Below are 23,548 nucleotides of genomic sequence, written 5' to 3'. Positions count from 1 at the left end.
TTTAAACTATGATAGAAGGAGTTAGAATCTAAAAATCTCATCTATGCCTAAAATTGTAGATAAAGAAAAAAAGCGACAAGATATTGTAGAAGCATCCGTACAAGTGTTTAAATGCAAGGGTTATCAAGGGACGCGAATTATTGATATCGCGCAAGAAGCTGGCATTGGTAAAGGTACGATTTACGAATATTTCAACAGCAAGGATGAAATTATTTTAGGGGTTTTTGACGAACTCTTCCTCGATTACGAACAATTGCTCTATACTCGCGTGCAAAGCGATCGCGCTCCGATTGAAGAGATAATCAGTAGCGTAGCCACTGCTTTTGAAGATATAGACGACTGTGCGGAACTCATTCCCGTTTATTTTGAATTATGGAGTTCTCGGCAACTGTGCGAAAGTTTGGGATTGAGGGAGAGAATGGGAAAATGGTTCGAGAGATTGAGTGCGGCTTATACAAAATTAATTGAAAAAGGACAGCGATCGCAAGAAATTTCTCCAGAAATTGAGGCGAGGGCTTTTGCTCGAACCCTCGTTAGTGCGATCGATGGTATCATGTTACATTATTGTTTGTTTAAGCCAGATAAAATATTTTTTGCTAAACAAAAACAGGAGTTAGAGAGAACGCTTCGTAAGTCTCTTTTACCTTAAAAATATCTTAAAATATTTGAGAAATGGTATTTTAATGTGATGTTTTAATTATGGTAACAGTTCAACTTCAGCAACTCGATATTCCTTCCGGACAGCGATTGCAGATTCGTAACCTCAATTGGTCTGAATTTGAAGCAATTTTGACCGAACTCGGCGATCGCCGCAATGTCCGTATTGCTTACAGCAATAATATCCTAGAAATAAGAATGCCAACCCCAGAACATGAAGTCGATAAAGAAATTATCGGTGATATTGTTAAAATCCTACTCGACGAACTGGAAATAGATTGTGAGTGCTTCGGTTCAACTACTTTTAAACAACAGTCTATGGCCAGTGGAATCGAACCCGACCAATGTTTTTATATTCAAAATCATACTCGAGTGCGTGGGAAGCGTCGCATCGATCTCGCAATCGATCCTCCCCCAGATCTGGCAATTGAAGTTGATGTGACTTCCAGAACTCAGATGAGTGCTTATCTAAGTTTGGCAGTTCCCGAATTATGGATTTACGAACGAGGGCATCTCAATATTTATATTCTGCAATGGGATCAATATCAGCAAGTTTCAACGAGTTTAATTTTTCCCAATCTACCCATATTAGAGATTGTTCGCGAAACCTTAGAACAGAGTATCGCGATCGGGAGAAGTCCAGCATTGAGAGCATTGCGTCGGAGAATTCAGCAATAGCAAATTTAACTCAGTTTGACCAGTCTCCCACAGAAACACAGGCGATCGCGGTTCTCGTAATACATCGATCGCGATCGCTAATCTCATATTTTTTGTTGTAGTTTTTTGTCGGGATCGTAGATGTTGACCCCGCCCCTATTGGCTCGAAGACATATTGCAGCAAGCGCCGATCGCGATCGCAATAATCTCCTCTTAACCTCATTCTGGTAGTCTCCACTGGTTTGCCTATTCTTCCTTTAAGCAAAAAATTAGAGTGCGATCGCAATGATGAAAAAATTTAACATTCGGACGTTTTTCAGTGCTGCTGCGATTTCCAGCAGTCTTTTCTTGGGTGTAGAAAGTGCTAATAGCGCCCCCATAAAAGAATTTGTTTCCCTTAACCGTTACGCGGTCAATGGTGCCGTTGCCGAAATCATTTCTGCAACCCCTGACGGCAATACTCTCATTTATACCAATGCCGACGATGCTAAAGTAGGTTTACTGGATATCCGCAATCCCCAAAACCCCCAACCCCTCAGCAATATCGATGTCTCGGATATTGGCGAACCCACCGCCGTCGCCGTCACCCCTAACAGCCGTTATGCCTTGGTCACGGTACTGAATTTAGCCGAAGAAATTGCCGACCAACAACCGGGAACTCTTGTTTTTATCGATTTAGCACGGCAAGAAATCGCTGCCCGCATTCCCCTTCTTGGCATTGGACCCGATAACCTCAATATTACCCCCGACGGGCGCAAAGCTATTATTGCCATTGAAGACGAAGAAGACGAGGATAACTTACCGGGTCAGCGTCCGGGATCGGTGAATTTCGTTACGATTAACTACAACGATCCCGCCAGTTCTAAGGTGAACAACGTAGAATTGGATTTAAGCGAGGTTGAAGGGGTAAATTATGCCAGCGACCCTCAGCCCGAATACGTCGCCATCAGTAAAAATGGCCGTACCGTTGCCATTAGTTTGCAGGAAAATAACGCGATCGCCGTCCTTGATATTGCCAGCGAAACGGTAACGAGTATCTTTTCTGCGGGGACATCTCTGCACGATCGCGCCGATATCGTCGAAGATGATGATATTGATTTTTCTCAGCCCTTAGAAGGTCGCCGAGAACCGGACTCTATCGCCATGACTGCCGACGGACGCTACATTATCACCGCCAATGAAGGAGATACCTCCCTCGATAGCTTTGGCGATGGGATTTGGAGTGGGGGTCGCGGTTGGTCGATCCTCGACGTGCAAGGCAATGTTGTTTATGATAGCGGCGATTCTTTGGAAGAATTAGCCATTTTGCGCGGACAGTATCCCGAAGGGCGATCGGAGAACCGAGGTATTGAGATTGAAGGTGCCGCCGTTGCCCAATTTGGCGATCGCGAATATGCGTTTATTGCTTCCGAACGAGGCAGCTTTCTCACGATTTACGATATCACTAATGTTCGCGATCCAGAATTAATCAGCTTTCTCCCCACCGGCAAAGCACCCGAGGGGGTTCTTCCTTTGCCTCAGCGCAACCTCGTCCTCACTGCCAATGAAGATGACGGTACTATCGATTTTTTTGCGGCGAAAATGCTTTGGGAACCCACTGTGATGAGTTATCGGGTAGATTTGCCCTTTAGTGCCTTAAGCGGCTTAGTTCCTGTTCCTAATACCCCCGGCCAAATATACGCCGTCCCTGATAACGCCATGCAGCCTTCCCGAATCTTTCGCCTCGAGGTTGGACGGGAAGGGGCAATGGTCGAAGATGCTCTTATTTTGACCAAAGACGGCGAACCGGCAAACTATGACCTCGAAGGCATTGCGATCGCACCTCGGGGCGGTTTTTGGTTGGTGAGTGAAGGAGACAACCGCGAAGGCAAAGAAAAGCCCAACATTCTCATTAAAGTTAACCCACGAGGAGAAGTCGAGGAAGAAATTTTCTTATCTGAAGATGCAGCCGCGAAAATCACTCGTTTTGGCTTTGAAGGTGTCACGACGAATGCTGACGGAAGTGAAGTTTATATCGCCATTCAACGAGAATTTGAGGGCGAAGATAAGGTTCGCATCGCCAAATATGATGTTACCGATAAAGAGTGGGAATTTTACTATTATCCCCTCGATACAGATAATGTCGGCGGTTGGGTCGGTTTGAGCGAAATTTCTCGCGATACTGACGGCAGTTTTCTCGTTGTGGAACGGGATAACCAAGGCGGTGAAAAAGGTGCGGCTAATGTTCGTGTTAAACGCATTTATCGTTTCTCTCTCAATGGTGTAGAAGCGGGAGAAACGGTAGAAAAAGAGTTAGTCGCCGATCTGTTTACCGATAGTAATTGGTATGAAGAAAAGGTTGAAGGCTTGGCGGTAACGGAAATGGGATATTGGGTGATTAGCGATAACGATGGTGGCGAATTATCTACTCGCTTGCTGTTCTTGCCTCGTTAATTCATGGATTTTGTTGGGCGATCGCATTCATCGCGATCGCTTTTATTCTCTCGGTTCGAGAAACCATTGCCTTATTCTTCTTCAAGATCGATGCCATTCTCTAAGAGCAAGCGTTGTAAGCGATCTGCTCGTTCTCGCTCTCGTTCTGCTCGTTCTCGCTCTCGTTCTGCTCGTTCTCGCTCTCGTTCTGCTCGTTCTCGCTCCTCTATTCTCTCTCGTTCTGACTCAGCCGGACTCCGCAAATACTCCCCCGTTCGAGGATTGAAAAACCGCAACCGACCATCCCGAAGCGATCGCATTTCCAATCCCAAAACTTCCGAAGAGAAAGAAAGCAAATCGTCCTCTAAGCGTTCTGGAGTTAGCAGTTCATAGCGATTTCCGACCAAACGCCGTCCCCTGAGAGGAGGATCGAGATAATCTCCCGTAGGGTCGTATTGAAAATATTCCGCAACCCCCATTTGAGCGTAAATGGTGGGTTTATCTTGTTCGTCTTTATTGTGGGTACTCGCAGAAGTCACCTCTAGCACCCAATTTGGCGTTCTCCCATTCTCCTCCCAAACTCGGTAACTTCTGCGCTGACGTTTTTCTACCCCAAAGACCACGAAAACATCAGGGCAAACTACTGCATCGGGAACGCCTTGTTTATAGGAAAGCCAAAGATTGCCGGAAACATAAACATCTTCCCGATCTCGAAAATAGAACTTAAGTGCTTCAACACCATAAACCAAATAATCGCGAGCGGGATCGCTTTCTGCCATTGGTTCTCCGTCCGGTTCTGGGTAAATAATCGGGGATTTAAGAGGTGCAAGAGTCATTTCAATGAACAGTTATCAATGAACAGTACCGATTGCTAAAGCGGGAGGCTTGAAACCTTACTTTGTTGGTTATGATAGATTTGGGGGATCAATTTCCTCAATCTACCTTATTTTAATACACTTGTTTCTTTTTGAGGCAAAATTCACCGCGATCGCATTTCCTCTCGCTATTCAAAGAAAACCCGCACCTCGCGATCGCCCCCCGGAAATCCTTCATAACGTGCAATTCCCGCTTCTCCCGGTGCAGCAAAATGAAAGCGTCCAAAAGTTCCCAAACTAATCACATCCCCTGCTTTTAATCGTTGTCCGCGATCGCGCAACTGTGTCAGCAAAAAGAGAACAGAATTAAACGGATGTCCGAGAATATCCCGGCCTCGTGCTGCAGTTAAAATCTCTCCTTCTCCATTTTCTAGCATCACTTTCATATTGGCGATCGCCTCGAGAAATTCAGGAGTTGCTTGCACCGCAATTTCCTCTCCTTTTACCCCCCATCTTGCGCCAACATTCATCGCCACGAGCAATTCTGCCGATAATCTTGCTCCTCGCGGTAACATTAAATCAGGAACTTCGATAAAGGGAATAATATTTTTAAGATTGGCCGCCACTTCAGCGATCGTTTTGGCTTCGTTAATGCCTTCATCGCCAACCGTAACCAGAAAATCCACTTCATAGATTAAATTTCCCCCAGAAGCGACGGCAATGGTTGCCCCATTTTCCAGCAGCATTTCCTCAAGTAAAATCCCGACGAGAGGGCGATCGCTGCCCACGATCTCCTGTACTTTTTGACTCGTTGCAGCAATTTTATAACCAATAGGATTTCCCTTTTCTTCGCTTAACAATGCGATCGCCTCTCTTTGCTGGCACTCTGCTTCTGAAAGCGTTTCTAGATTAGCGATCGCTTCCTCCACCTCCTTTGCATTTAGAGGCATTGCTTGTAAATAAGATTCGACATAACGAGTGGCAAATACTTCGCGATCGCAACTTTCCGGATGCGCGATCGCTTTGAGACTTAAACCGATCCAACCCAATACCAAGAAAGAAAAAAGATATCGGCGAACTTGACCATTATTTCTCATGTGGCTCAACTTCCAAAACAATAAAAGAGACGTTGAGAAACGCCTCTTTTTAAACTTAATGCGATCGGTAAACAGGATTTAACTGATAACTGTTTACTGATAACTGTTAAACTGCAACAGCCGTTTTAACTGTAGCTGCCAATTCACCGCTAGCATACTTGCGAGCGTACTCATCCAAAGTTACTTGCTTGATTTTGGTTGCATTTCCTGCTGTACCAAAGGCTTCATAACGTTGCAAGCAGACATCTTTCATCATGGTGATGGAAGGCTTAAGGAAGTGGCGAGGGTCAAAGTTCTTGGGATCTGCAAAAGCCGCTTTACGAATAGCCGCAGTGATCGCCAAACGGTTATCGGTGTCGATATTCACTTTACGAACGCCGCTCTTAATTCCTTTTTGAATTTCTTCAACTGGTACGCCGTAGGTTTCAGGAATTGCGCCGCCGTACTCATTGATAATATCAATCAGATCTGAAGGAACGGAAGAAGAACCGTGCATCACTAAGTGAGTGTTGGGCAAGCGGTTGTGAATTTCTTCAATGCGACTAATGGCAAGGATTTCACCCGTCGGCTTGCGAGTAAACTTGTAAGCTCCGTGGCTAGTACCGATCGCAACGGCTAAAGCATCGACTTGAGTGCGTTCGACAAACTCAACGGCTTCATCGGGGTCTGTGAGCAATTGTTCTTTGCTCAATACGCCTTCAGCACCGTGACCGTCTTCTTTTTCGCCCATTCCGGTTTCGAGAGAACCCAAGCAACCGAGTTCGCCTTCAACGCTGACTCCAATAGAGTGAGCAACTTTAACCACTTCGGCGGTAACGCTAGCATTGTACTCGAAACTAGCAGGAGTTTTTGCATCGGCTTCTAAGGAACCATCCATCATCACGCTAGTGAAACCGTAGCGCATTGCCGTGTAGCAAGTAGAGGGCGCATTGCCGTGGTCTTGGTGCATGGCAATGGGAATATGAGGATAGGTTTCTACTGCTGCTTGGATTAAGTGGCGCAGGAAATTTTCACCCGCATATTTGCGAGCGCCGCGAGAGGCTTGCAGAATAACGGGGCTGTTGGATTCTTCAGCAGCCTGCATGATGGAGAGGATTTGCTCCATGTTGTTGACGTTATAAGCCGGAATTCCATAACCGTTTTCAGCCGCGTGATCTAAGAGCAGCCGCATGGGTACGAGCGCCATAAAATATCCTCCTAATTTTTGTTTGAGGGTTTAAATTTGGTATCTATTACCAAAAAATTTTCTTTACTGCCCTAATCTTAAGATAATTCTTAGCTTTTTGTTAAATTGTTTTTCGCTTTCCCACTTTGGGAGGAGTGGGGAGATGAGGAAAATCAGGGAGATTAAGGCTTTTGGGGGTGCGATCGCGATCTGCGAGGGCGATCGGTATAATAATTGTGTTGGCGAATGGTTCAAAGATTATGGTTCAATTATCCTCACCCTTAGAGTTAGAAATTGAGATGAGTGACGAGCAGTTCTTTGCCCTCTGTCAGAAACATCGAGATTTACAGTTTGAGCGCAGTGCAACGGGAGAGCTTATTATTATGTCACCGACTGGAGGAACAACGAGCAATCGGAACTCGGGCATTAACTATCAAGTGGTTCGTTGGAACAGGCAAACGCATTTAGGAGAAGTTTTTGATTCTTCTGGAGGCTTTATCTTGCCCAATGGTGCAACCCGATCGCCCGATGTCTCTTGGGTCATTTCAGAACGATGGCATTCTCTTCTCCCCGAGCAACAGGAACGATTTATTCCCTTATGTCCCGATTTTGTCTTGGAGTTGAGATCCCCAAGCGATCGCCTCGATCGCATTCAAGCAAAAATGCGCGAGTATATTGACAATGGGGCGAGATTGGGTTGGTTAATCGATCCTCAACGGCAAATCGTAGAAATTTATCGACCTGGTGGTGAAGTAGAAATTTTAGAATCTCCGGAAACGGTATCGGGAGAAGATATCTTACCGGGATTTGTTTTCGAGTTGGCAGAAATTTTTTAAGGTGCGATCGCAACTCCCTTTACAATAATAATTAAAGATCGGTTTTGAGAAATTAAAATTAAAAATGCCCCACACTATTGTTACAGAAGTTTGTGAAGGCGTGACGGATTGCGTTAATGCTTGTCCTGTCGCTTGCATTCACCCTGGACCCGGTAAAAATGTTAAAGGGATGGATTGGTTTTGGATTGATTTTGAAACTTGTATCGATTGTGGGATTTGTTTGCAAGTTTGCCCCATTGAGGGTGCAATTGTACCGGAAGAACGCTCAGATTTGCAGAAAACACCGTAACATTGAAGGCGATCGCTCGATACATTCCTCAAAAGAGCGATCGCGAAACGTTGAGTTAAATTGCGATCGCTTTTTTGGGATTTATTCTTAACATGAAATGGCTAATTCATTTCATTTGTAACAAAACTTAATATTTGTATTCTTCTATTTTAGCGCGATCCACCTAACGACGGAAAAAAGGGCAGAGGGTTAGAGTCCTGCAACGCGGGAAAACACAACGCGAAACCCGAGATCGTTGAAGTGGCTATCGTGGGTGAGATAGAAGCGGAGAGACGCGCGGCAGTAGTGAGGATCGTAGTTCCACGAACCGCCCCGCAGACTGGTACGAATGTTTTTGTTTAATAACTTCTTGAGATTTTTAGACAAGTTTTGATAATCATTCTCATTCTCATCCCACACTTTCCCCTCCCTTGGCGCTCCTTCATAATTTTCGTGCCACGGGTCTAAACACCATTCCCACACATTTCCTTGCATATCGTACAAACCAAAGGCATTCGGATAGGCAAATTCATCTACTGGAGTCGTTTCTTCTCTATACTTCCCTTTAGGTTCGTTAGCAAAAGTGTAATTGCCATTATAATTAGCCAAGTTTGTTGTTATCGTTTCCCCGAAATGAAATGGCGTTGTCGTCCCTGCACGACAAGCATATTCCCATTCTGCCTCACTAGGTAGCCTGTAGTTTTGTCCCGTCAGCTTCGATAGTCTGGCACAAAACTCGATCGCATCGAACAAAGAAACGTTCTCTACCGGTCGATTATCGCCCTTGAAACTGGAGGGATCGGGATTAAGGTCTCTTTCTATCTTTTCTATTTGCGTCACCACTCCTCGCCACTGTGCTTGGGTAATAGGAGTCTTTCCCATAAAAAAGGATTGTACCGCAACTTTGTGCTGAGGACTTTCCCGTTGAAAACCCTCCCAATTGAAATTTTTACACAATCTTTTGATTTCCTCTTCTTCGGTTCCCATCAGAAATTTTCCTTCAGGAATAGCAACCATATCAAGAGTGATACCCTTACCCAAGTCTTCTCGACGATAGTTTTGCGATCGCTTTTCCTTATTAACTATTTCTCCTTTTGCACTCACCGTTACCACTTCAAAATTAAAAGAGGGAAGTGTTTCAGTGGGAGTCCATCGGTCTTCAATGGGTAAAATATCCTCATCTCTCAGTTCTAATAATTGTTGAAAATCTTTGAGTCGCTGACGATGCTTTTCCTTGACAGGAAAGGCACTTTGAAGAGCTTTCCGATAAGCAGACTCATAACGCTTAAGTTTTTGAAAACGTTGACGTAACGGCTGTTTAATTTCTTGTTCGATCTGTTTTGCCTCTTCAGAAGAAATTCCCCATTTTCGGCAGCATTCATCTAAAAACATTCGACTCAGATCGTCTAACTTTCCCGTTTCCCAATCAATCTCATCCTTTTCTTGATTAACAATATTTTGTACTCGCTTGCGATAAGTGACCTTGGGGTCATCTTGCGGTGCTTTTGCAATATAAATTCTATACCCTTGTTCGACAGGATAAAACTGTGGAGTCATTGCCGGAGCCGCTTCTTGCACCTTTTGCAACGCATAATGATGTAACTCATGTGCAGAAATTTTCCCATCTCCATCCATATCAGCAACTCCCGTAACAATTCCTGCAATGAGATATTGCGTGTAAATCGAAAGTTGAGATTCATCCTGTTGAAAAGACGACTGCATCGCAGAAGAAGACGTTAAAATAGCTCGTCCTCTTCCTCCTAACTCTGCTTGAATATCTATCTCACCATCATCTTTTGCCGTCAATCCTTTCGCGATCGCCCCACTATAACAACAATCTAAAATGACCACCTCTCGTTCTGAAGAACTGTCCGTTAGTTGCTGTTGCAAAAAGTATGCCGATACTGCCGTAACCGGATTAATGCCTCGTCGTGCTTCTTTCTGAGTTTGAGGAGTAGCAAAATACAGATTGCGATTGCGATCTTTGACCCCATGACCGGAAAAATAAAACAAGACCAGATCGTCAGTCTGACGATTGGCTAATAGTCCATCGATCGCCGTTTCAAACTTCATGCGATCGGGATTAATTAAGGGCGTAACCTCATCAAAACCGCCCAGATCTTTATCTTGTAAAACCGCCGCCAATTGTTCCACATCCTTCACCGCACTGGGCAAAGGATGAAAAGGTTTTTGATATTCGCTCACTCCCACCAATAAAGCAATCTTAACCACGTTTGTCCCCTAACTATTGATAAAATCATCAATTTGTGGCAGCACCTTATCGATATCTTCCGGGCGACTGAGCTTAACTTCCAGTTTTTTCCCATTTCCTTCTGCTTTAATCTCAACAGTGCGTCCCCAAAGATTATTTCCGAGAGACTGTACCACTGCTTTGAGAGACTTGACAGTAATGGAAGCTTGCAGTTGACCTAACAAAAATCCACCAATGCCTTTTGCGTTCGGATCGGCAGTCTCAATAGGGATAAACTCAACCGCTTCCACTCCTTCTTCTGCTTGTAAATCCGATCGCAGCGTTTCCGTTGCATTTTGTAACGCCTCATCTTTTAACTGAGAATCGGACAAGACAATCGCGATCGAAAAAGTCTGTTCGGACATTCTGATATATTTATTTAACCTTGACATCATCCATTATAAATACCTTGAATCCATTCTGTTAACTGTTCTTTATTATTTTTAAACTCTAAGTACCAATTCCTGCACTCGCAAAAAGCGATCGCACCGTTAAAGAAAATTCCGGTAAGATTTCATCCGTAAGAATGCGATCGCCGCGATAAGTCACGGGTAAACTATCCGGTGCAAAAACCGTAATACTTTGAGATTGAGGATCCACCACCCAAACCCGCAAAACCCCTGTGGCTAAATAATCCGTTGCCTTTTCTGCCATTCCTCCAAAACTTTGACCCGGGGAAATAATTTCGATCGCCAGATCGGGAGGGATCGGACAAGGTTCATCTCCCAAAACTCGCGAGAGGCGATCGCTATGCACGAAAAGTAAATCGGGAATGGGAACCCAGTCTTGTCCCCGTCTCTGTAAAGTGACACACCACTCAATCCCGATTTCTCCTCGCGACTCTCCCCAGTCTTCCAAATAATGCAATAAAGCCCGTTGAGTTTTAGAATGAAAGCGTTGAGGAGGCATTTTGGCAATTAATTCTCCATCGATGAGTTCGTAAGATTCGTGACTTTCCGAACTTGCCAGAAAATCTTTGAGAGAAACAATTTGAGGAGAAGTTTGCACCATAATATGACAGAAAAGCATTCATTTTAGTATAAATGAGAAACAATCTTTCACCGCAAAACTCCCGATTGCCCTGCTTCTGCATCAATATAAAAAGTCACTTGCAAAGACCCATATCTCAACCGCAAGGCTTCTTCAATTTTGCGGGCAATTCCCGTGGTTGCTTTTTCATAACGCGGTTCTACAATAAGGTGCATTTGAATATAAACAAATTGTCCTACAATGCCTCGGGCGCGGACTCGATAACAATGAGAAACCCCTCGCACGCTTTTGGCGATCGCGGCGATCGCTTCCGAGGAAATCGCATTTTGTTCGACCATTAAAGGCAAATTCCACGCGATCGCCTGCCAAAATTCATCTAAAACCAAAATATAAATAATAATTGATAAAAACAAATCGATTAACGGTTCTCCCCACCAAACTCCCCACAGCCCTGCAAACACCAATAAGGTTAAACCTGCTTCTTTAAACAATTGATTGGCATTAAAAGCGAGAATAGCGTGTTCTAAACGTTTGGCTTGATAGAGAGAAAAAACAGCAATTCCGAGAATAGGTAAAGAAACAAAACCGAGAAATTGTAGAACCGGAATTGAAATTTCTAAAGCAAAAGGCAGGGTTTCTCGTTTTAACGCTGCCTGAAATTGAGGGATTAACATCTCGAAAAATAGAAAAGAAGCGATCGCCAAACCTGCAACCAAAACAAACGTCAGCAACACTTCTTTTTTCCCATGACCGTAAATTTCCCGTCCATCTGGGCGATCGCGACCAATAACGGCTAAGAACCCCAACAGGGCATTAAAACAAATAATCAGAGTATGCAAGCATTGTACCAAGAGTCCCAAGGATTGCGCTTCCCAGCCGACGGACACTTTCACCCAAAAGACCAAACCCATTAACCACAACGTCGCCAACAATACCAAGCGACTGACAAAATAAGCATTTTTTTCTTCATTCATCCCGTTCGCGATCGTCTTTAACCATCCTTAAAACTTTACAATTAGAATTGATGCGGCGCTCACTAGGAACTCAATAATGGGAATTCGTTTGCTAGCCTTAGATGTTGATGGTACGATCGCGGGGAAATCCAATCAAGTCTCCGCAGCAGTCACAACGGCGATCGCTGCAGCCCAAAACCGGGGCATTCAGGTTGCGATCGCCACAGGACGAATGTATCGTTCGGCTTTGCGCTTCCACCAAGCGATCGGCGCACAACTGCCTATTATTGCCTATAATGGCGCGTGGATTCAAAATCCTACAACTGGGGAAATTCTCCGTCACAGCCCCTTATCCCTTCAATCTGCGGGGGAATTGTTAGACTATTACGAACACCCCCAATGGCGCGATCGCCTTGACGTTCATTTCTACTGGGACGATCGCCTCTACGTGCGAGAATCCACCCCTCATACTGTTGAATATAGCGTCCGTTCGGGTATTGAAGCCCATGTCACGGGAGATTTACGAACATTACTCAACAATCCTCCCACGAAAGTTTTAGCGTTAAGTCCGGATACCGATGCTATTCAAGAAATTACAACCGCACTCAAAGATCGTTATTCGCCTTCAGAATTATATTTAACCCAGTCCTCTCCCTATTTTTTAGAAGCAACTCATCCCCACGTTAATAAAGGGACGGCATTGCGTTTTTTAACAGAAGAAATTCTCGGCTATTCTCTCGATAATGTTATGGCAATCGGCGATAATTATAACGATTTAGAAATGCTTAAAGCCGTCGGATTAGGGATTGCGATGGGAGATGCTCCACTCGGAGTCCAAAAAGTATCTCAATGGGTTGCTCCTCCTGTGGATAAAGATGGCGTTGCTGCCGCGATCGCGAAGTTTTTACTCTAATTGTTGCGATCGAGAGAGCATCGTCCCCAAGAAGATTTTTCAGCGTGTATCTCTTCCCTCTCGCCTCTTTCCTCAATCAGAAAGAGAACCGATGACTTGCCGTGTTTCGTCTCGGTTCTCTTAACTGGTTCGCTCCTCACACCGCTTTAGAATACCTATGATTTTTAGTAGTGTCAACTCAAAATAAGAATTCCTTATTTGTGATTGTCCGGTCGAAAATTCTTTTTGTAAACTCTAACATTAGCATTCTAACCACGGAGTTACCATTAATTTTTCTTGCAATATCCAACCAAGGATTCGTTGCGCGACAGCCATTAATCCTAATCTTGCCCTAGCGATGTCTAACGGTTGTCCCCAAATTTGACAAGCGCGATCGCAATCTAAAATCTTCTGACTGAGGTTTAATGCCTGTTTTTCCCAACGTCCTGCGTTATTTCCTTTGGTGCGATCGCAAAGATCGATAAACTCTGCAATCAGTGCTATTTCAGCCGGATGTTGCCAGCAACTTTGCCAAGCGCCTAACCACGGGATCGATCTCGGTTCGCACCATTGCCAAGATAAAGATTTTTGCGCGGGGTGCAAGCTAATTAAGCCATCCCTCGAAGCAGAGTATAGCAAAGATAAACAACGAGCGTGAGCGTATTGATATAAATTGAAATGAGAAGAAGCTGACTGTAACAGGGAGGGAGAATGCAGTTTTATGAGAGCATCCAACCAATTCATCAAAGTGCGATCGCTGAAACGAAAATCAATCCAAGGCGATCGCGCAATCTCTACAGAAAATCTCTGATTCTCCTTCAATTTCTTAACAATTCTACTGGCAAATTCTTCAGATCGGGCAGAAATTTGTTTGGCGATCGCACAACGATAAACAATAGGAAACGATAATTTAACGCGATAAACAGGAACTGTACTTGCATTAGTCAATGCGTTTTTAAAAGTATATTGACTCTTTAGCTCATTGCAAACAATGACTGTATATAGCTCCTCTTGTAGCAATGCTTTGAGAGAATAAGAATCCAACAAAATTTATGCCTTACGCCCTTTAATTAGAAACTTCTGCGATTTCAATCGTGCGATTCTCGATGTCTTTGACTAAAAAATTGAGCGGCTTTTTATTGAGAATTTTAAACCGCAAGCGACGAGATTGAATGCGTAAAAGAATGGCATCCAAACACTCGCGATCGAAACAAACGTGACGCTGACGATTTTTTTGCCCAAAACTCGCCCCAGAAATAACATGTAACTGGGTATTTTTTTTCAACTGATACCATAATCCTTCCCCTCCATTCCCTCCCACAGGGGATCCCATTGCGGTTGGTGTCGCCGACATATAAAGCGGATCGATGCTTGCAGCCCCCATTGTTTGCTCGTAGTTATAATAGTAATGCAGAGGAACATCAGCAGCAGGCAAACTTAACAATCCCTCGTAAAATTCCTTCGCCACGCGCAAATCTGAAACCATCACCGTATAAACTTTCGGGGCGCTCGTAAGAAACATCCACATGGCAGCAGCATATCCCACCAGTAACATGACCATAATGCCCTGCGTGGAGAACAAGCTATCCAATCCGGGGAAAAATGCGCCCAATACGGGAAAGTGTAAAACCATAGTTATCATCAGTTATCATCAACGGCGATCGCTTTTCTCTATCTTAGCTATTTTTTAACGCTCCCAATTCTACGCAATTTTTGGGCAAAAGGGAATGAGGAATTAAAAAGAATATAAAATTTCGATCGGTAAACAACAATAAAGTGAGAGAGTTCAGTCTGGGCAATGAACTCGCAAAAAATCTTTGTTTTGTTGCGCCTTAGTGAGTTTTTGAGTCCGAATGAGAGCCGAAATATTTGTAAAATTTTCTTGCCTGCTCCATCAGATTAAAATTACAGCCGCTAGAATCATTATTTATATAGCCTTAACAGAAATTCTTAGAAAAGGAGACTTAACATGAAATTTGGTATTGATATGGGACACAACTGCTCGCCAGATACAGGTGCAGTGGGTATAAAAAAAGAAGATGATTTAACGAAATCCGTTGGTTCTTATTTAATGCAAAAACTATCTACTGCCGGTCACAGCGTCATTAATTGTACGCCGAGTACCGCATCATCAGTCGGAAATTCTCTCCGACAACGAGTGAATAAAGCCAATGCCAACCAAGTCGATCTTTTCATTTCTATTCACTTTAATGCAGCTTTTAAAACCACTAAACCAATGGGAGCGGAAATATATGCGATGAGCAATACCTCAAAAGCGATCGCTCAACCGGTTCTCAGTGAAATTATTAAGCTGGGTTTTAAAAACCGAGGGGTCAAAAATACAGGTTTCTTTGTCATCAAACATACCTCAATGCCCGCCATTTTAATTGAATGTTGCTTTATCGATTCTCAAGCAGACATGAATTTGTTCAATGCCGAAAAAATGGCCGAAGCGATTAAAATTGGCTTAATTGGCGAGGCTGACGATACCTCGGTCGTACAACCGGGAACGTTAAAAATTACGCAAAAAACCCTCCTCAAACCCTCTACCGAACAATCATCGGAATTATCTCCAGACACATTAATCGAAATCGCTCCCGGAGAGTATCCCGTTCTCGATTTTCGTCGAGAAGAGCGACATTATTGGGTCAAATGGTCGAATAAAAGCAAAGGAAATCGAGAGGAGCATTTTATCTTTGAGGAACACGCTGAAGTTATTGTCAAAGATAATTAAGCGATTTCTGTTTTCATCAGTCCAATTTTTTCATACTTGCACTTATTACCAATTTGCAATTGCGAATTGGTAATATTTTTTTGTAAGCTAAATTGCAGCGATCGCCTTTGAGGACAAAGAAAAATGATGCCCAAACTACAACTCGGCTTTTACGGACATTTTCTCCCCAAAGGAGAAGACTTGAGCAAAGTTCTCAACGCAGCAGGAGAAGCGCAAGGTTTAAAATGCTCTAATGAGCAATTATACCAACGCACGAATCTAGGCGGTCCCAAGGTCTCGCGGATGAAAAGCTGGGCAATTCGTTCGGGTTTGGTCCGCAATAATTACCTCAGTCCAGAGGGTAAAATTGTCATGCAGTGCGATCGCTATCTGGAATCTCCCATTACGGCTTGGTTAATGCACTTTTACCTCTGTTTTGGCGGAAATGGCTTGCAAATGCCCCCTCAAAGTGCTACAGAATGGGGAGGATGGACGTATTTTATCTTTGAGTTTTTGCGCGATCGCTCTACTTTTACCCTCGAGGATTTCTTTCAGGCTTGCGAGGCAAATTTTGAGCTAACAAATAGCAAAACTGTGAAAACAATTCTTCGTACTCTGATGAGAACTTATACAGATAATTCTTCTCCACTTTCTCGCTGTCAATTGCTCTCTCTCGTACAACCCAATCAATATCAAATCAATCAAACAACTCTCCCCAATATTTATCTCATTGGCTACTTTCTCGCTCGACTTTGGGAACGAGATTTCTCGGCAACCACTTCCATTCTCACAGAAAAAATCCTTTCGCAACCCTACGGACTTTGCCCCATTCTCAACATTGAATCAGAAGTTTTACAAAGGTACGTGACTCAATTGGAAACCAAAGCGATCGTAGAACAACGGCGCACTGTTCCTCCCGAACAGATTGTTCGCCGTTGGGACGATCCTCTCGCTCTATTGGAGAAAGCCTATACAACTTAATATGTTATATTAGCAAAATGAAAATAATTTAAAATCTGATTCAGGAGCGATCTTATTTCCCTTCTCTCTGTGCTAGGAAACACAACTATTATAGAAATGAATACGCCATCAATTTCTGGACTTCAACTACCTCCATTACCTCCTGTCGATTTAGTATTTGCACGTCACGAGACATTTCATCCGCGTTTTGGTTGGTTGAAAAAAGGTTATGATAAAGCCAAAGAAAATCCTAAAATATTTTTAGAAAATAATGCACCTGTCATGTTAGGAGTGGGAAAAAATATGGTGCGATCGATCCGTTATTGGTGTCGTGCATTTAAAATTTTGGAAGAAGATCGTCCGAGTATTTTTGGAGAAAAATTGCTAGATGACAAAGGGTGGGATCCTTTTTTAGAAGATCCGGCTTCTTTATGGTTATTACACTGGTATTTACTAAAACCCACTTGTGAGGCTGCTGCTTGGTATTTTACATTTAATTTGTTTAGAGGGATTGAATTTAAGAATGAAGACTTGTTTCAGGAATTACAGGAATATACCAAAAAGGGTGGTAAAAATATTGCTGAGAGTTCTCTGAAAAAAGATTTAACTTGTATTTTACGAATGTATGTAGAATCGAGAGGAGAATCAACAGTTTCAGAAGATTCCCTTGATTGTCCTTTTGCTCAATTGGGTCTTATTCAACGAGGAGAAGAAATCCAGCAGTACAGCTTTCAAATTGGTGCTAAAATGAGCTTGCCGAGTGAAGTTATTGTCGCTGCTTGCTTGGAGTTCACAAAATATAAGGGAGAACAAAAAACAATCTCTTTATCGAGTTTAAGCTATGAACTCGGCAGTCCGGGATTAGTCTTTAAATTGCCAGAAAGCGCGATTTATAATGCGATCGAGGATATTTTGCCTTCATGGCCAAAAACGCTCAATCTTAGCGATACGGCGGGAATTATTCAATTTTCTTTTCAAGACGATCCAAATGAACTCGCAAGCGCTATTCTAGAGAAGTATTATCAATAAATCCGTATCGATGAAGCCTTGTAAACTGTCTCAATATTTTAGCGTTAAGCGTCGTTATTCCCGCTCTATCAATTTGGAGCGAGATTTCGATCGCGTAGAGATGCTGGAAGGATATATCATAACCGAGCGATCGCAGGATGTATTGCAAAGAATCCTAACAAGTTTGGGCAATCCAGACGCAAATCGTGCATGGATATTAACCAGCGTTTACGGGACGGGAAAATCATCGTTTGCTCACTTTTTAGGATCTTTAATTGCTGGAAAAAATACAGATTTACGCAGAGTAGCATTAGAAGTTGCTGGAGCAGAGTTTAGTGAACGTATTGGGTCAAATATTCCCAAAACAGGATTAATTCGTGCGATCGCGACGGCAAAAAGAGAACCGATTGCAAACACGATTCTTCGCGCTCTTGTCCGAGGAATTAACGAATTTTGGCAAGGTAAAAAAAAGTCGAAAGCTGCTAAAGAAATATTAGAGTTACAAGAACGAATTGAGTCTGGAAATCCCCCGGATCGTCTTAACCTCACTAAGTTAATTAAAGATTTACAAAAAAGCGCAAAAACAGGAATATTTATTATTATCGATGAATTGGGGAAAAACCTAGAATATGCAGCATATAATGAAGGTGCAGAAGATTTATATTTATTACAACAATTAGCAGAATCTTCGTATAATTCAGAATCTCCTATTTATTTATTATTTCTTTTACATCAAGCCTTTTCTGAATACGGTCAGAGATTAGCAACGGTTAGACGAAATGAATGGATTAAGATTAATAATCGCTTTGAAGATATTTCATTTGCTGATTCTCCTTCACAGACAGTTCGATTAATTAGTCAAGCAATCTGTAGAGACGTTAAATTTAACATCCCTACTGCCAATGACGAATGGTTTGAAATTTTAGCAGAAATTAGAGAAGATTTAACCCGAGAAGAATTAGCAGCAATTTATCCATTACATCCCCTTGCAGTTTTAGCATTACCTTTACTCTGTAGATATTATGGTCAAAACGATCGCTCTTTATTCACTTTTTTGACTAGCAATGAACCTTACTCTTTTGCTAATTTTTTACAGGAAGTAGAAATAAATCATGACATTATACCGACATTAAAAATAGATCGTATTTATGACTATTTTATTGAAGCTGTTGGTTTAGGAATTGGCTCGCGTCCTCATCAAAGTCGTTGGGTAGAAATTTATGGTTTAATTGCAGATGCTCGTCATTTAGAAGAAGATAGTTTGCGAGTTTTAAAAACAATTGGCGCATTTAATTTATTGGGAACTACCAATGCGATTAAAGCAACGCGAAAATTGGTAACATTGGCGTTATGTGATTCGCCTCATAGTGAAGAAAAAGAACATTGGGACAAAATCATCGATCGCTTGTTGAAGCGAGGGATTATTACCTGTTATAAAACTTTAGATGAGTTGCGAATTTGGCAAGGTTCTGATTTTAATGTCGATGCGGAAGTTGAGAGTATTCTTGAAAAAGAGCGATCGCTTCTTTCTACATTACTCGATCGCTTTTATCCCCTCTCTCCTTTAGTCGTACAGCGTCACAGTTATATCACGGGAACTTTGCGTTATTTTGAACGACGCTATTGGGAATCATCTCAAGATGTTCGAGATTTATCTTGTCATGTCGATTGCGATGGTTTAATTCTCTATTGGTTGGATGAGGACTTACCGCAGGATGTGCCGAAATTTACAATAGATGGTAAACCATTAATCTTGCTTTGCGGTCTAAATTTGGGAACATTGCGGATTCATTCGTTAGAATTCTCGGCATTACAACAAATTAAAAATAGTACTTCTCAATTACAAACCGATGGAGTAGCAAGGCGAGAAGTTAATTATCGTTTGAGTCAAGCACAAAAGTTATTAAATGAGAGTATTAAGCGTACATTTGGGTTAATGCGATCGCAAGTTTGTTGGATTGAAGGAGAACAGAAAAAAATCAACAGCGTGAGAGGATTACAAACTCAATTATCGATGGTTTGCGATCGCATTTATTCTCAAACCCCTCGACTTTGGAATGAGTTAATTAATCGTCGCGAGTTAACTTCTCAAGGATCGATGGCGCGGCGACAATTATTGGAAGCAATGTTAAAATATCCAGATCGAGAACGCTTGGAATTGAAAGGATACGGACCTGAAGTGAGTATGTATTCTTCTATTTTATTAGAGACAGGAATTCATCGTCAATTGAAAGGAGAATGGGGATTTTATCGGCCTGCGGAAGCATCGGGAGTGTTACAAATTTGGCAAACAATTGAGAAATTTTGTGTATCGGCGATCGATAAACCACAAACTTTAGACTTACTCGATCGCCATTTAATGGCAACACCTTACGGGATGAAACGTGGAGCAATTTCTGTATTTTTGGCGGCGGTCTTAAGCCATTATACAGATGATGTAGCTGTGTATAAAGAAGGCACATTTATTCCTGTTTTAGAAGTCGAACACTTTGAGTTATTGGTGAAATACCCCTCATGGTTTGCTGTGAAATATTTTGCCGTGACAGGACTGCGATCGCAAGTATTTAAGGAACTCGAATCGGTACTTTCTCAACCGCGAAAATATCCCAAAGGAAGTCGCAATACAACATTGTTAAATGTGGTGACACCGTTGTTACAATTTGCGCGTCAACTTCCCGAATATACGCAGAAAACCCAGAAAGTGAGTTTGCGATCGCAAAAGATTTTACGCGCTTTGCAAGAAACGAGAGAACCAGATGACTTATTATTCAATTCATTGCCCGTTGCTTGCGATTTGCCGCCAATTGGGATGGGAGAAGCAGATAATGGGACAATGGCGAAAACTCTGCGAAAATACCTCGGACAATCGTTTCGGGAATTACAGGGTGCTTACGATGAGAATTTAAAGACTTGTCGGGGATTACTTTACGAAGCGTTTAGATTGCGTCAGGATGAGGACAATTTACGGGACGATCTTTATTTTCGCAGCAGTAAGTTAATGGGAAAAATTATTCAGCCTCTATTAAATCGGTTTGTGGGTGCGGCAATGGATAAGAAACTGAATGAACGCGAGTGGTTAGAGGAAATCTTAAGAATAATTGAGGAAAAAAAACCTCAATCTTGGAGTGATGAAGATGTAACCGCATTTGAGATAAAACTCAGCGATCTAGCGAGAAAATTTAAGAACTTAGAAGCATTGAAAGCAAGTATGGATGCACGAGGGAATAACCAAGGGTTTGATGCACGACTCATTACTTTAACTCGTCCCAATGGAAAAGAGACAAACCAAATGGTTTGGATTCCATTAGATTCAGAGGTAACATTAGAAGATTTGGTCGAAGATATCTTAAATAGGTCAGTTTTAAGGGATAATTGGCAATTACAGCAGGCTTTTGTTGCTAAGTTAACAGAAAGAGTGTTGGGTTTCCGTAATGCTGAAAATGTCGTTTGCATAGAGGAGAAGAAAACAAATGAGCAACAAGATGAAAGCGATCGGAGATCGCTATAGGATTGCGATCGAACAGGCAAAATGAAATATTTCGTATTGTAAAAATATTGGGAATGAGTTTTGTAAATGTTTGTGAAAATTCGTTAAATTAACAAATAATAAAAATGACAGAACAAAAGAAAATCAGGCATATTTTAGGGTTATCTGGAGGTAAGGATAGCACGGCGTTAGCTATCTTATTAAAAGATAAATATCCCAATCTCGATATTGAGTATTTTTTCTGCGATACCCATAAAGAGTTACCCGAAACTTATGATTATCTCAAGCGAATTGAGGCGTATTTGGGTATTAAAATCGAGTATTTGAGTGCGAATACAGGGTTCGATCATTGGCTCAAAGTTTACGGAGGTTATTTACCTTCTCCTCAAAGTCGTTGGTGTACGCGACAGATGAAAATAAAACCCCTTGAAGCATTTGTCGGGGATGACGAAACAGTGAGTTATATTGCGATTCGTGCTGACGAAAATCGCAAGGGTTATATCTCCACCAAACCCAATATCAAACCCGTTTTTCCATTTCAGCAATGGGGATTGGTTAAAGCAGATATTATGAAGTTATTGGAAAATAGCGGCATTGGTTTACCGAATTATTACCGGTGGCGATCGCGATCGGGTTGCTTTTTCTGCTTCTTTCAGCGAAAATACGAATGGGTCATGTTAGCGCAAGAACATCCCGATCTCTTTGCTAAAGCGGTTGAATACGAACAAAAACACGAAGATGGAAGAAGTTACACTTGGACAGAAGGTGAAACGCTATTAGCGCTACTTTCACGGAAAGATGAGATTATTGCAAAACATGAAACAGCCATGAATCGAGAGAAACAAAGATTACAAAACCAATCTTTGACTGAAGTTTTAGAATCTGTCTTAGATGAAGAAGACACAACTTTGCCTTGTTTTGTTTGTCATCTTTAATTATCAACTCTTCTTGAAAAGAATTTTAATCGATTTCATCTTCAAGAAGTTCTTGTTCTATCTTAGCGATAAATTCTTTATCTATAAGTTTGTCTTTTGCTTCTGTAATAAAACCTTCACTCATCGCTTTTTTTATAATCGCAGAACATTGCTGATTGAGCTTTCTTGGTGTTAAACTTGGTAGGGTTGAGATTAAAATAGTAAGTGACTCTTCATCAAAAGGATAAACATTGGGTAAATTATATTTTTGAGGATCTTCTGTTCGATATATATTGAGTAATTCGCTAATATATTCAAAAGCTTCATCTTGAGTTGGTTCGCGTAAATATAGTTTATGGGTCACGCGATCTAAAAGAGCTTGACCCATTGCAATTTCTGCATCTTCAAACGCTTCTGGAGAAGCGAGAGTAATATTCAACATCAATGTAAAATAATGAGGTAATCGATCGATTAGCTCACGTAAACCTTGTGTAAAGCTATAATATCGTTTAGATGGATAATACACTAAAGTTTCTAGCTCATCAATCCAAAAAATAACTCTATTATGTTGCTCGATTTCCTCTATTGGTTCTAATCCGATTAAACATTGGAGTAAAGTTCCTAAAACTTTAAAACGATCTTGTATTGTTTCTACTCCTCGACTTAATCCAAGTTCTTTCAATTCACTTTTTGTGGGTTTAGTAGAAGAAACAAAATAAGATTCTAATAGCCTATTCCATTCATTTGAACTATTGCTTTCGTCAAAAAGTGATAATTGAGTAGAGGAAGGATTATTCTCCATTCCTAGCAACCATACTGCTTTTCCAAGAGCTTCGCTTTCAGTAAGTTCTTGAAGTATTTCTTTTGTTTCTTCTTTACCATGTTTGTTTATAAGGTTGCGGACGACATTCCTAAAGGTTTTAAATTTAATTGCTTCGATAAAATCTCTATATAAAATAAGGTCGGATTCACTAGGCTCTTTGGGTGTTTGAATATAAAAAACAAAAGGTTTCTTGATTTTTGATTCACCTAAAAATTCAAAATGCTCTTCATCGCGAAAGTAGACTGCAGAATGTGTTTTACCACTTCCATATCTCCCCCAATTTAAAACAACTTGTGTAGTTTCATTCGTAAAAGATTCGCTAAACAAATCATTAAATTGCTTTTTTAGCTCTTTAAATCCAGCCCAAACAGCGTCTTTTGGGTTACGAGGAGGCATTATCGAAAATGGATCCTTTTTGAGTAATGCGAATTTCCAATTAATACGACTTGACAACATTATGCTTTAGCTCCTTTAGCATTAACAAAGACAGATTCTATTTGCTTGATTTGTTTTACGTATTGTGTAAATCTCGGTATGCTGTTGATTCTTTTTTCTTCCTCCTCTTTTGAGATTATTTCATTGAATTCCTTCGCAATTATATAGCAATTCCCTAATTCATGAGGTACAGTAGCAGCAATGAGTGTACCAAT

General features: G+C 41.8%; 24 protein-coding genes. 12 read left to right on the top strand and 12 right to left on the bottom strand.

Annotated elements, in window-relative coordinates; translation table 11 throughout:
* The first annotated feature begins 43 nt into the window (after positions 1-43).
* Positions 44-649, top strand: a complete 606-nt coding sequence (locus AC6RV6_RS15935; RefSeq protein WP_500241862.1) for a TetR/AcrR family transcriptional regulator — start codon at positions 44-46, stop codon at positions 647-649.
* A 50-nt stretch (positions 650-699) separates the two neighbouring features.
* The gene (locus AC6RV6_RS15930; RefSeq protein WP_500241860.1) at positions 700-1,335 is read left to right on the top strand and encodes a Uma2 family endonuclease; all 636 of its coding nucleotides are present in this window, start codon (positions 700-702) and stop codon (positions 1,333-1,335) included.
* 10 nt (positions 1,336-1,345) lie between these two features.
* Here the strand turns inward: AC6RV6_RS15930 and AC6RV6_RS15925 are convergent, their stop codons facing one another.
* Positions 1,346-1,537, bottom strand: a complete 192-nt coding sequence (locus AC6RV6_RS15925; protein ID WP_500241859.1) for a hypothetical protein — start codon at positions 1,535-1,537, stop codon at positions 1,346-1,348.
* Positions 1,538-1,599: 62 nt separating this feature from the next.
* On the opposite strand from AC6RV6_RS15925, the gene AC6RV6_RS15920 reads away from it, so the two are divergent.
* A complete protein-coding gene (locus tag AC6RV6_RS15920) occupies positions 1,600-3,747 on the top strand; it encodes an esterase-like activity of phytase family protein (protein ID WP_500241858.1) in 2,148 nt (715 codons plus the stop codon).
* Positions 3,748-3,818: 71 nt separating this feature from the next.
* Here AC6RV6_RS15920 and AC6RV6_RS15915 read toward each other — a convergent pair whose 3' ends face one another.
* The 3 genes from AC6RV6_RS15915 to fba all read right to left on the bottom strand — a co-directional run bounded on the left by AC6RV6_RS15915 (position 3,819) and on the right by fba (position 6,824).
* Positions 3,819-4,562 carry a Uma2 family endonuclease gene (locus AC6RV6_RS15915; protein ID WP_500241857.1) on the bottom strand — a complete coding sequence of 248 codons (744 nt, stop codon included), beginning with the start codon at positions 4,560-4,562 and terminating at the stop codon, positions 3,819-3,821.
* 167 nt (positions 4,563-4,729) lie between these two features.
* The gene (locus tag AC6RV6_RS15910; protein ID WP_500241856.1) at positions 4,730-5,638 is read right to left on the bottom strand and encodes a 2-keto-4-pentenoate hydratase; all 909 of its coding nucleotides are present in this window, start codon (positions 5,636-5,638) and stop codon (positions 4,730-4,732) included.
* A 106-nt stretch (positions 5,639-5,744) separates the two neighbouring features.
* On the bottom strand, positions 5,745-6,824 hold the full coding sequence (gene fba, locus AC6RV6_RS15905; protein ID WP_500241855.1) for a class II fructose-bisphosphate aldolase: 1,080 nt from the start codon (positions 6,822-6,824) through the stop codon (positions 5,745-5,747).
* 142 nt (positions 6,825-6,966) lie between these two features.
* Here fba and AC6RV6_RS15900 point away from each other — a divergent pair, with 142 nt between their 5' ends.
* The 3 genes from AC6RV6_RS15900 (at position 6,967) to AC6RV6_RS15890 (ending at position 7,928) form a co-directional block, all read left to right on the top strand.
* On the top strand, positions 6,967-7,101 hold the full coding sequence (locus AC6RV6_RS15900; protein ID WP_500241854.1) for a hypothetical protein: 135 nt from the start codon (positions 6,967-6,969) through the stop codon (positions 7,099-7,101).
* Positions 7,064-7,639 (top strand): Uma2 family endonuclease, encoded by a 576-nt coding sequence (locus tag AC6RV6_RS15895; RefSeq protein ID WP_500241853.1) that lies wholly within the window; start codon positions 7,064-7,066, stop codon positions 7,637-7,639. The genes AC6RV6_RS15900 and AC6RV6_RS15895 overlap by 38 nt, the downstream gene beginning before the upstream one ends.
* Positions 7,640-7,703: 64 nt before the next feature.
* Positions 7,704-7,928, top strand: coding sequence for a ferredoxin family protein (locus AC6RV6_RS15890; protein ID WP_500241852.1), 225 nt, complete (start codon positions 7,704-7,706; stop codon positions 7,926-7,928).
* Positions 7,929-8,117: 189 nt separating this feature from the next.
* Here the strand turns inward: AC6RV6_RS15890 and AC6RV6_RS15885 are convergent, their stop codons facing one another.
* From AC6RV6_RS15885 to AC6RV6_RS15870, 4 genes are all read right to left on the bottom strand, one after another.
* Complete coding sequence (locus AC6RV6_RS15885; protein ID WP_500241851.1) at positions 8,118-10,139, bottom strand: caspase, EACC1-associated type; 2,022 nt, start codon at positions 10,137-10,139, stop codon at positions 8,118-8,120.
* 9 nt (positions 10,140-10,148) lie between these two features.
* The gene (locus AC6RV6_RS15880) at positions 10,149-10,523 is read right to left on the bottom strand and encodes a hypothetical protein (RefSeq protein ID WP_500241850.1); all 375 of its coding nucleotides are present in this window, start codon (positions 10,521-10,523) and stop codon (positions 10,149-10,151) included.
* Positions 10,524-10,608: 85 nt separating this feature from the next.
* Entirely contained in the window at positions 10,609-11,187 is a 579-nt protein-coding gene (locus AC6RV6_RS15875) for a Uma2 family endonuclease (protein ID WP_500241849.1), read from the bottom strand.
* A gap of 29 nt (positions 11,188-11,216) precedes the next feature.
* Complete coding sequence (locus AC6RV6_RS15870; RefSeq protein WP_500241848.1) at positions 11,217-12,122, bottom strand: cation diffusion facilitator family transporter; 906 nt, start codon at positions 12,120-12,122, stop codon at positions 11,217-11,219.
* A 76-nt stretch (positions 12,123-12,198) separates the two neighbouring features.
* On the opposite strand from AC6RV6_RS15870, the gene AC6RV6_RS15865 reads away from it, so the two are divergent.
* Entirely contained in the window at positions 12,199-13,014 is an 816-nt protein-coding gene (locus AC6RV6_RS15865) for a Cof-type HAD-IIB family hydrolase (RefSeq protein WP_500241847.1), read from the top strand.
* A gap of 240 nt (positions 13,015-13,254) precedes the next feature.
* On the opposite strand, the gene AC6RV6_RS15860 is transcribed toward AC6RV6_RS15865, so the two are convergent.
* Positions 13,255-13,941: a hypothetical protein gene (locus tag AC6RV6_RS15860; protein ID WP_500241846.1), complete on the bottom strand. Its 687-nt coding sequence runs from the start codon at positions 13,939-13,941 to the stop codon at positions 13,255-13,257.
* A 118-nt stretch (positions 13,942-14,059) separates the two neighbouring features.
* Entirely contained in the window at positions 14,060-14,626 is a 567-nt protein-coding gene (locus AC6RV6_RS15855; protein WP_500241845.1) for a glyoxalase-like domain protein, read from the bottom strand.
* A gap of 336 nt (positions 14,627-14,962) precedes the next feature.
* On the opposite strand from AC6RV6_RS15855, the gene AC6RV6_RS15850 reads away from it, so the two are divergent.
* The 5 genes from AC6RV6_RS15850 to AC6RV6_RS15830 all read left to right on the top strand — a co-directional run bounded on the left by AC6RV6_RS15850 (position 14,963) and on the right by AC6RV6_RS15830 (position 22,096).
* A complete protein-coding gene (locus AC6RV6_RS15850; protein ID WP_500241844.1) occupies positions 14,963-15,727 on the top strand; it encodes an N-acetylmuramoyl-L-alanine amidase in 765 nt (254 codons plus the stop codon).
* A gap of 123 nt (positions 15,728-15,850) precedes the next feature.
* Positions 15,851-16,687 (top strand): DUF4007 family protein, encoded by an 837-nt coding sequence (locus AC6RV6_RS15845; protein ID WP_500241843.1) that lies wholly within the window; start codon positions 15,851-15,853, stop codon positions 16,685-16,687.
* A 96-nt stretch (positions 16,688-16,783) separates the two neighbouring features.
* Positions 16,784-17,695, top strand: a complete 912-nt coding sequence (locus AC6RV6_RS15840; RefSeq protein ID WP_500241842.1) for a DUF4007 family protein — start codon at positions 16,784-16,786, stop codon at positions 17,693-17,695.
* Positions 17,696-17,705: 10 nt separating this feature from the next.
* Positions 17,706-21,182 carry a hypothetical protein gene (locus AC6RV6_RS15835; protein WP_500241841.1) on the top strand — a complete coding sequence of 1,159 codons (3,477 nt, stop codon included), beginning with the start codon at positions 17,706-17,708 and terminating at the stop codon, positions 21,180-21,182.
* A 104-nt stretch (positions 21,183-21,286) separates the two neighbouring features.
* The gene (locus AC6RV6_RS15830) at positions 21,287-22,096 is read left to right on the top strand and encodes a phosphoadenosine phosphosulfate reductase family protein (RefSeq protein ID WP_500241840.1); all 810 of its coding nucleotides are present in this window, start codon (positions 21,287-21,289) and stop codon (positions 22,094-22,096) included.
* A 25-nt stretch (positions 22,097-22,121) separates the two neighbouring features.
* Here the strand turns inward: AC6RV6_RS15830 and AC6RV6_RS15825 are convergent, their stop codons facing one another.
* Both AC6RV6_RS15825 and AC6RV6_RS15820 read right to left on the bottom strand, forming a co-directional pair.
* Complete coding sequence (locus AC6RV6_RS15825) at positions 22,122-23,294, bottom strand: hypothetical protein (RefSeq protein ID WP_500241839.1); 1,173 nt, start codon at positions 23,292-23,294, stop codon at positions 22,122-22,124.
* Positions 23,295-23,353: 59 nt separating this feature from the next.
* Positions 23,354-23,548: hypothetical protein (locus AC6RV6_RS15820; RefSeq protein ID WP_500241838.1), on the bottom strand; the 195-nt coding region annotated here is incomplete at its 5' end.

It is taken from the genome of Spirulina sp. LEGE 11439 (genome assembly GCF_059821285.1).
The sequence above is the reverse complement of the archived record's forward strand: the minus strand, read 5'-3'. Positions and strand labels throughout refer to the sequence as shown.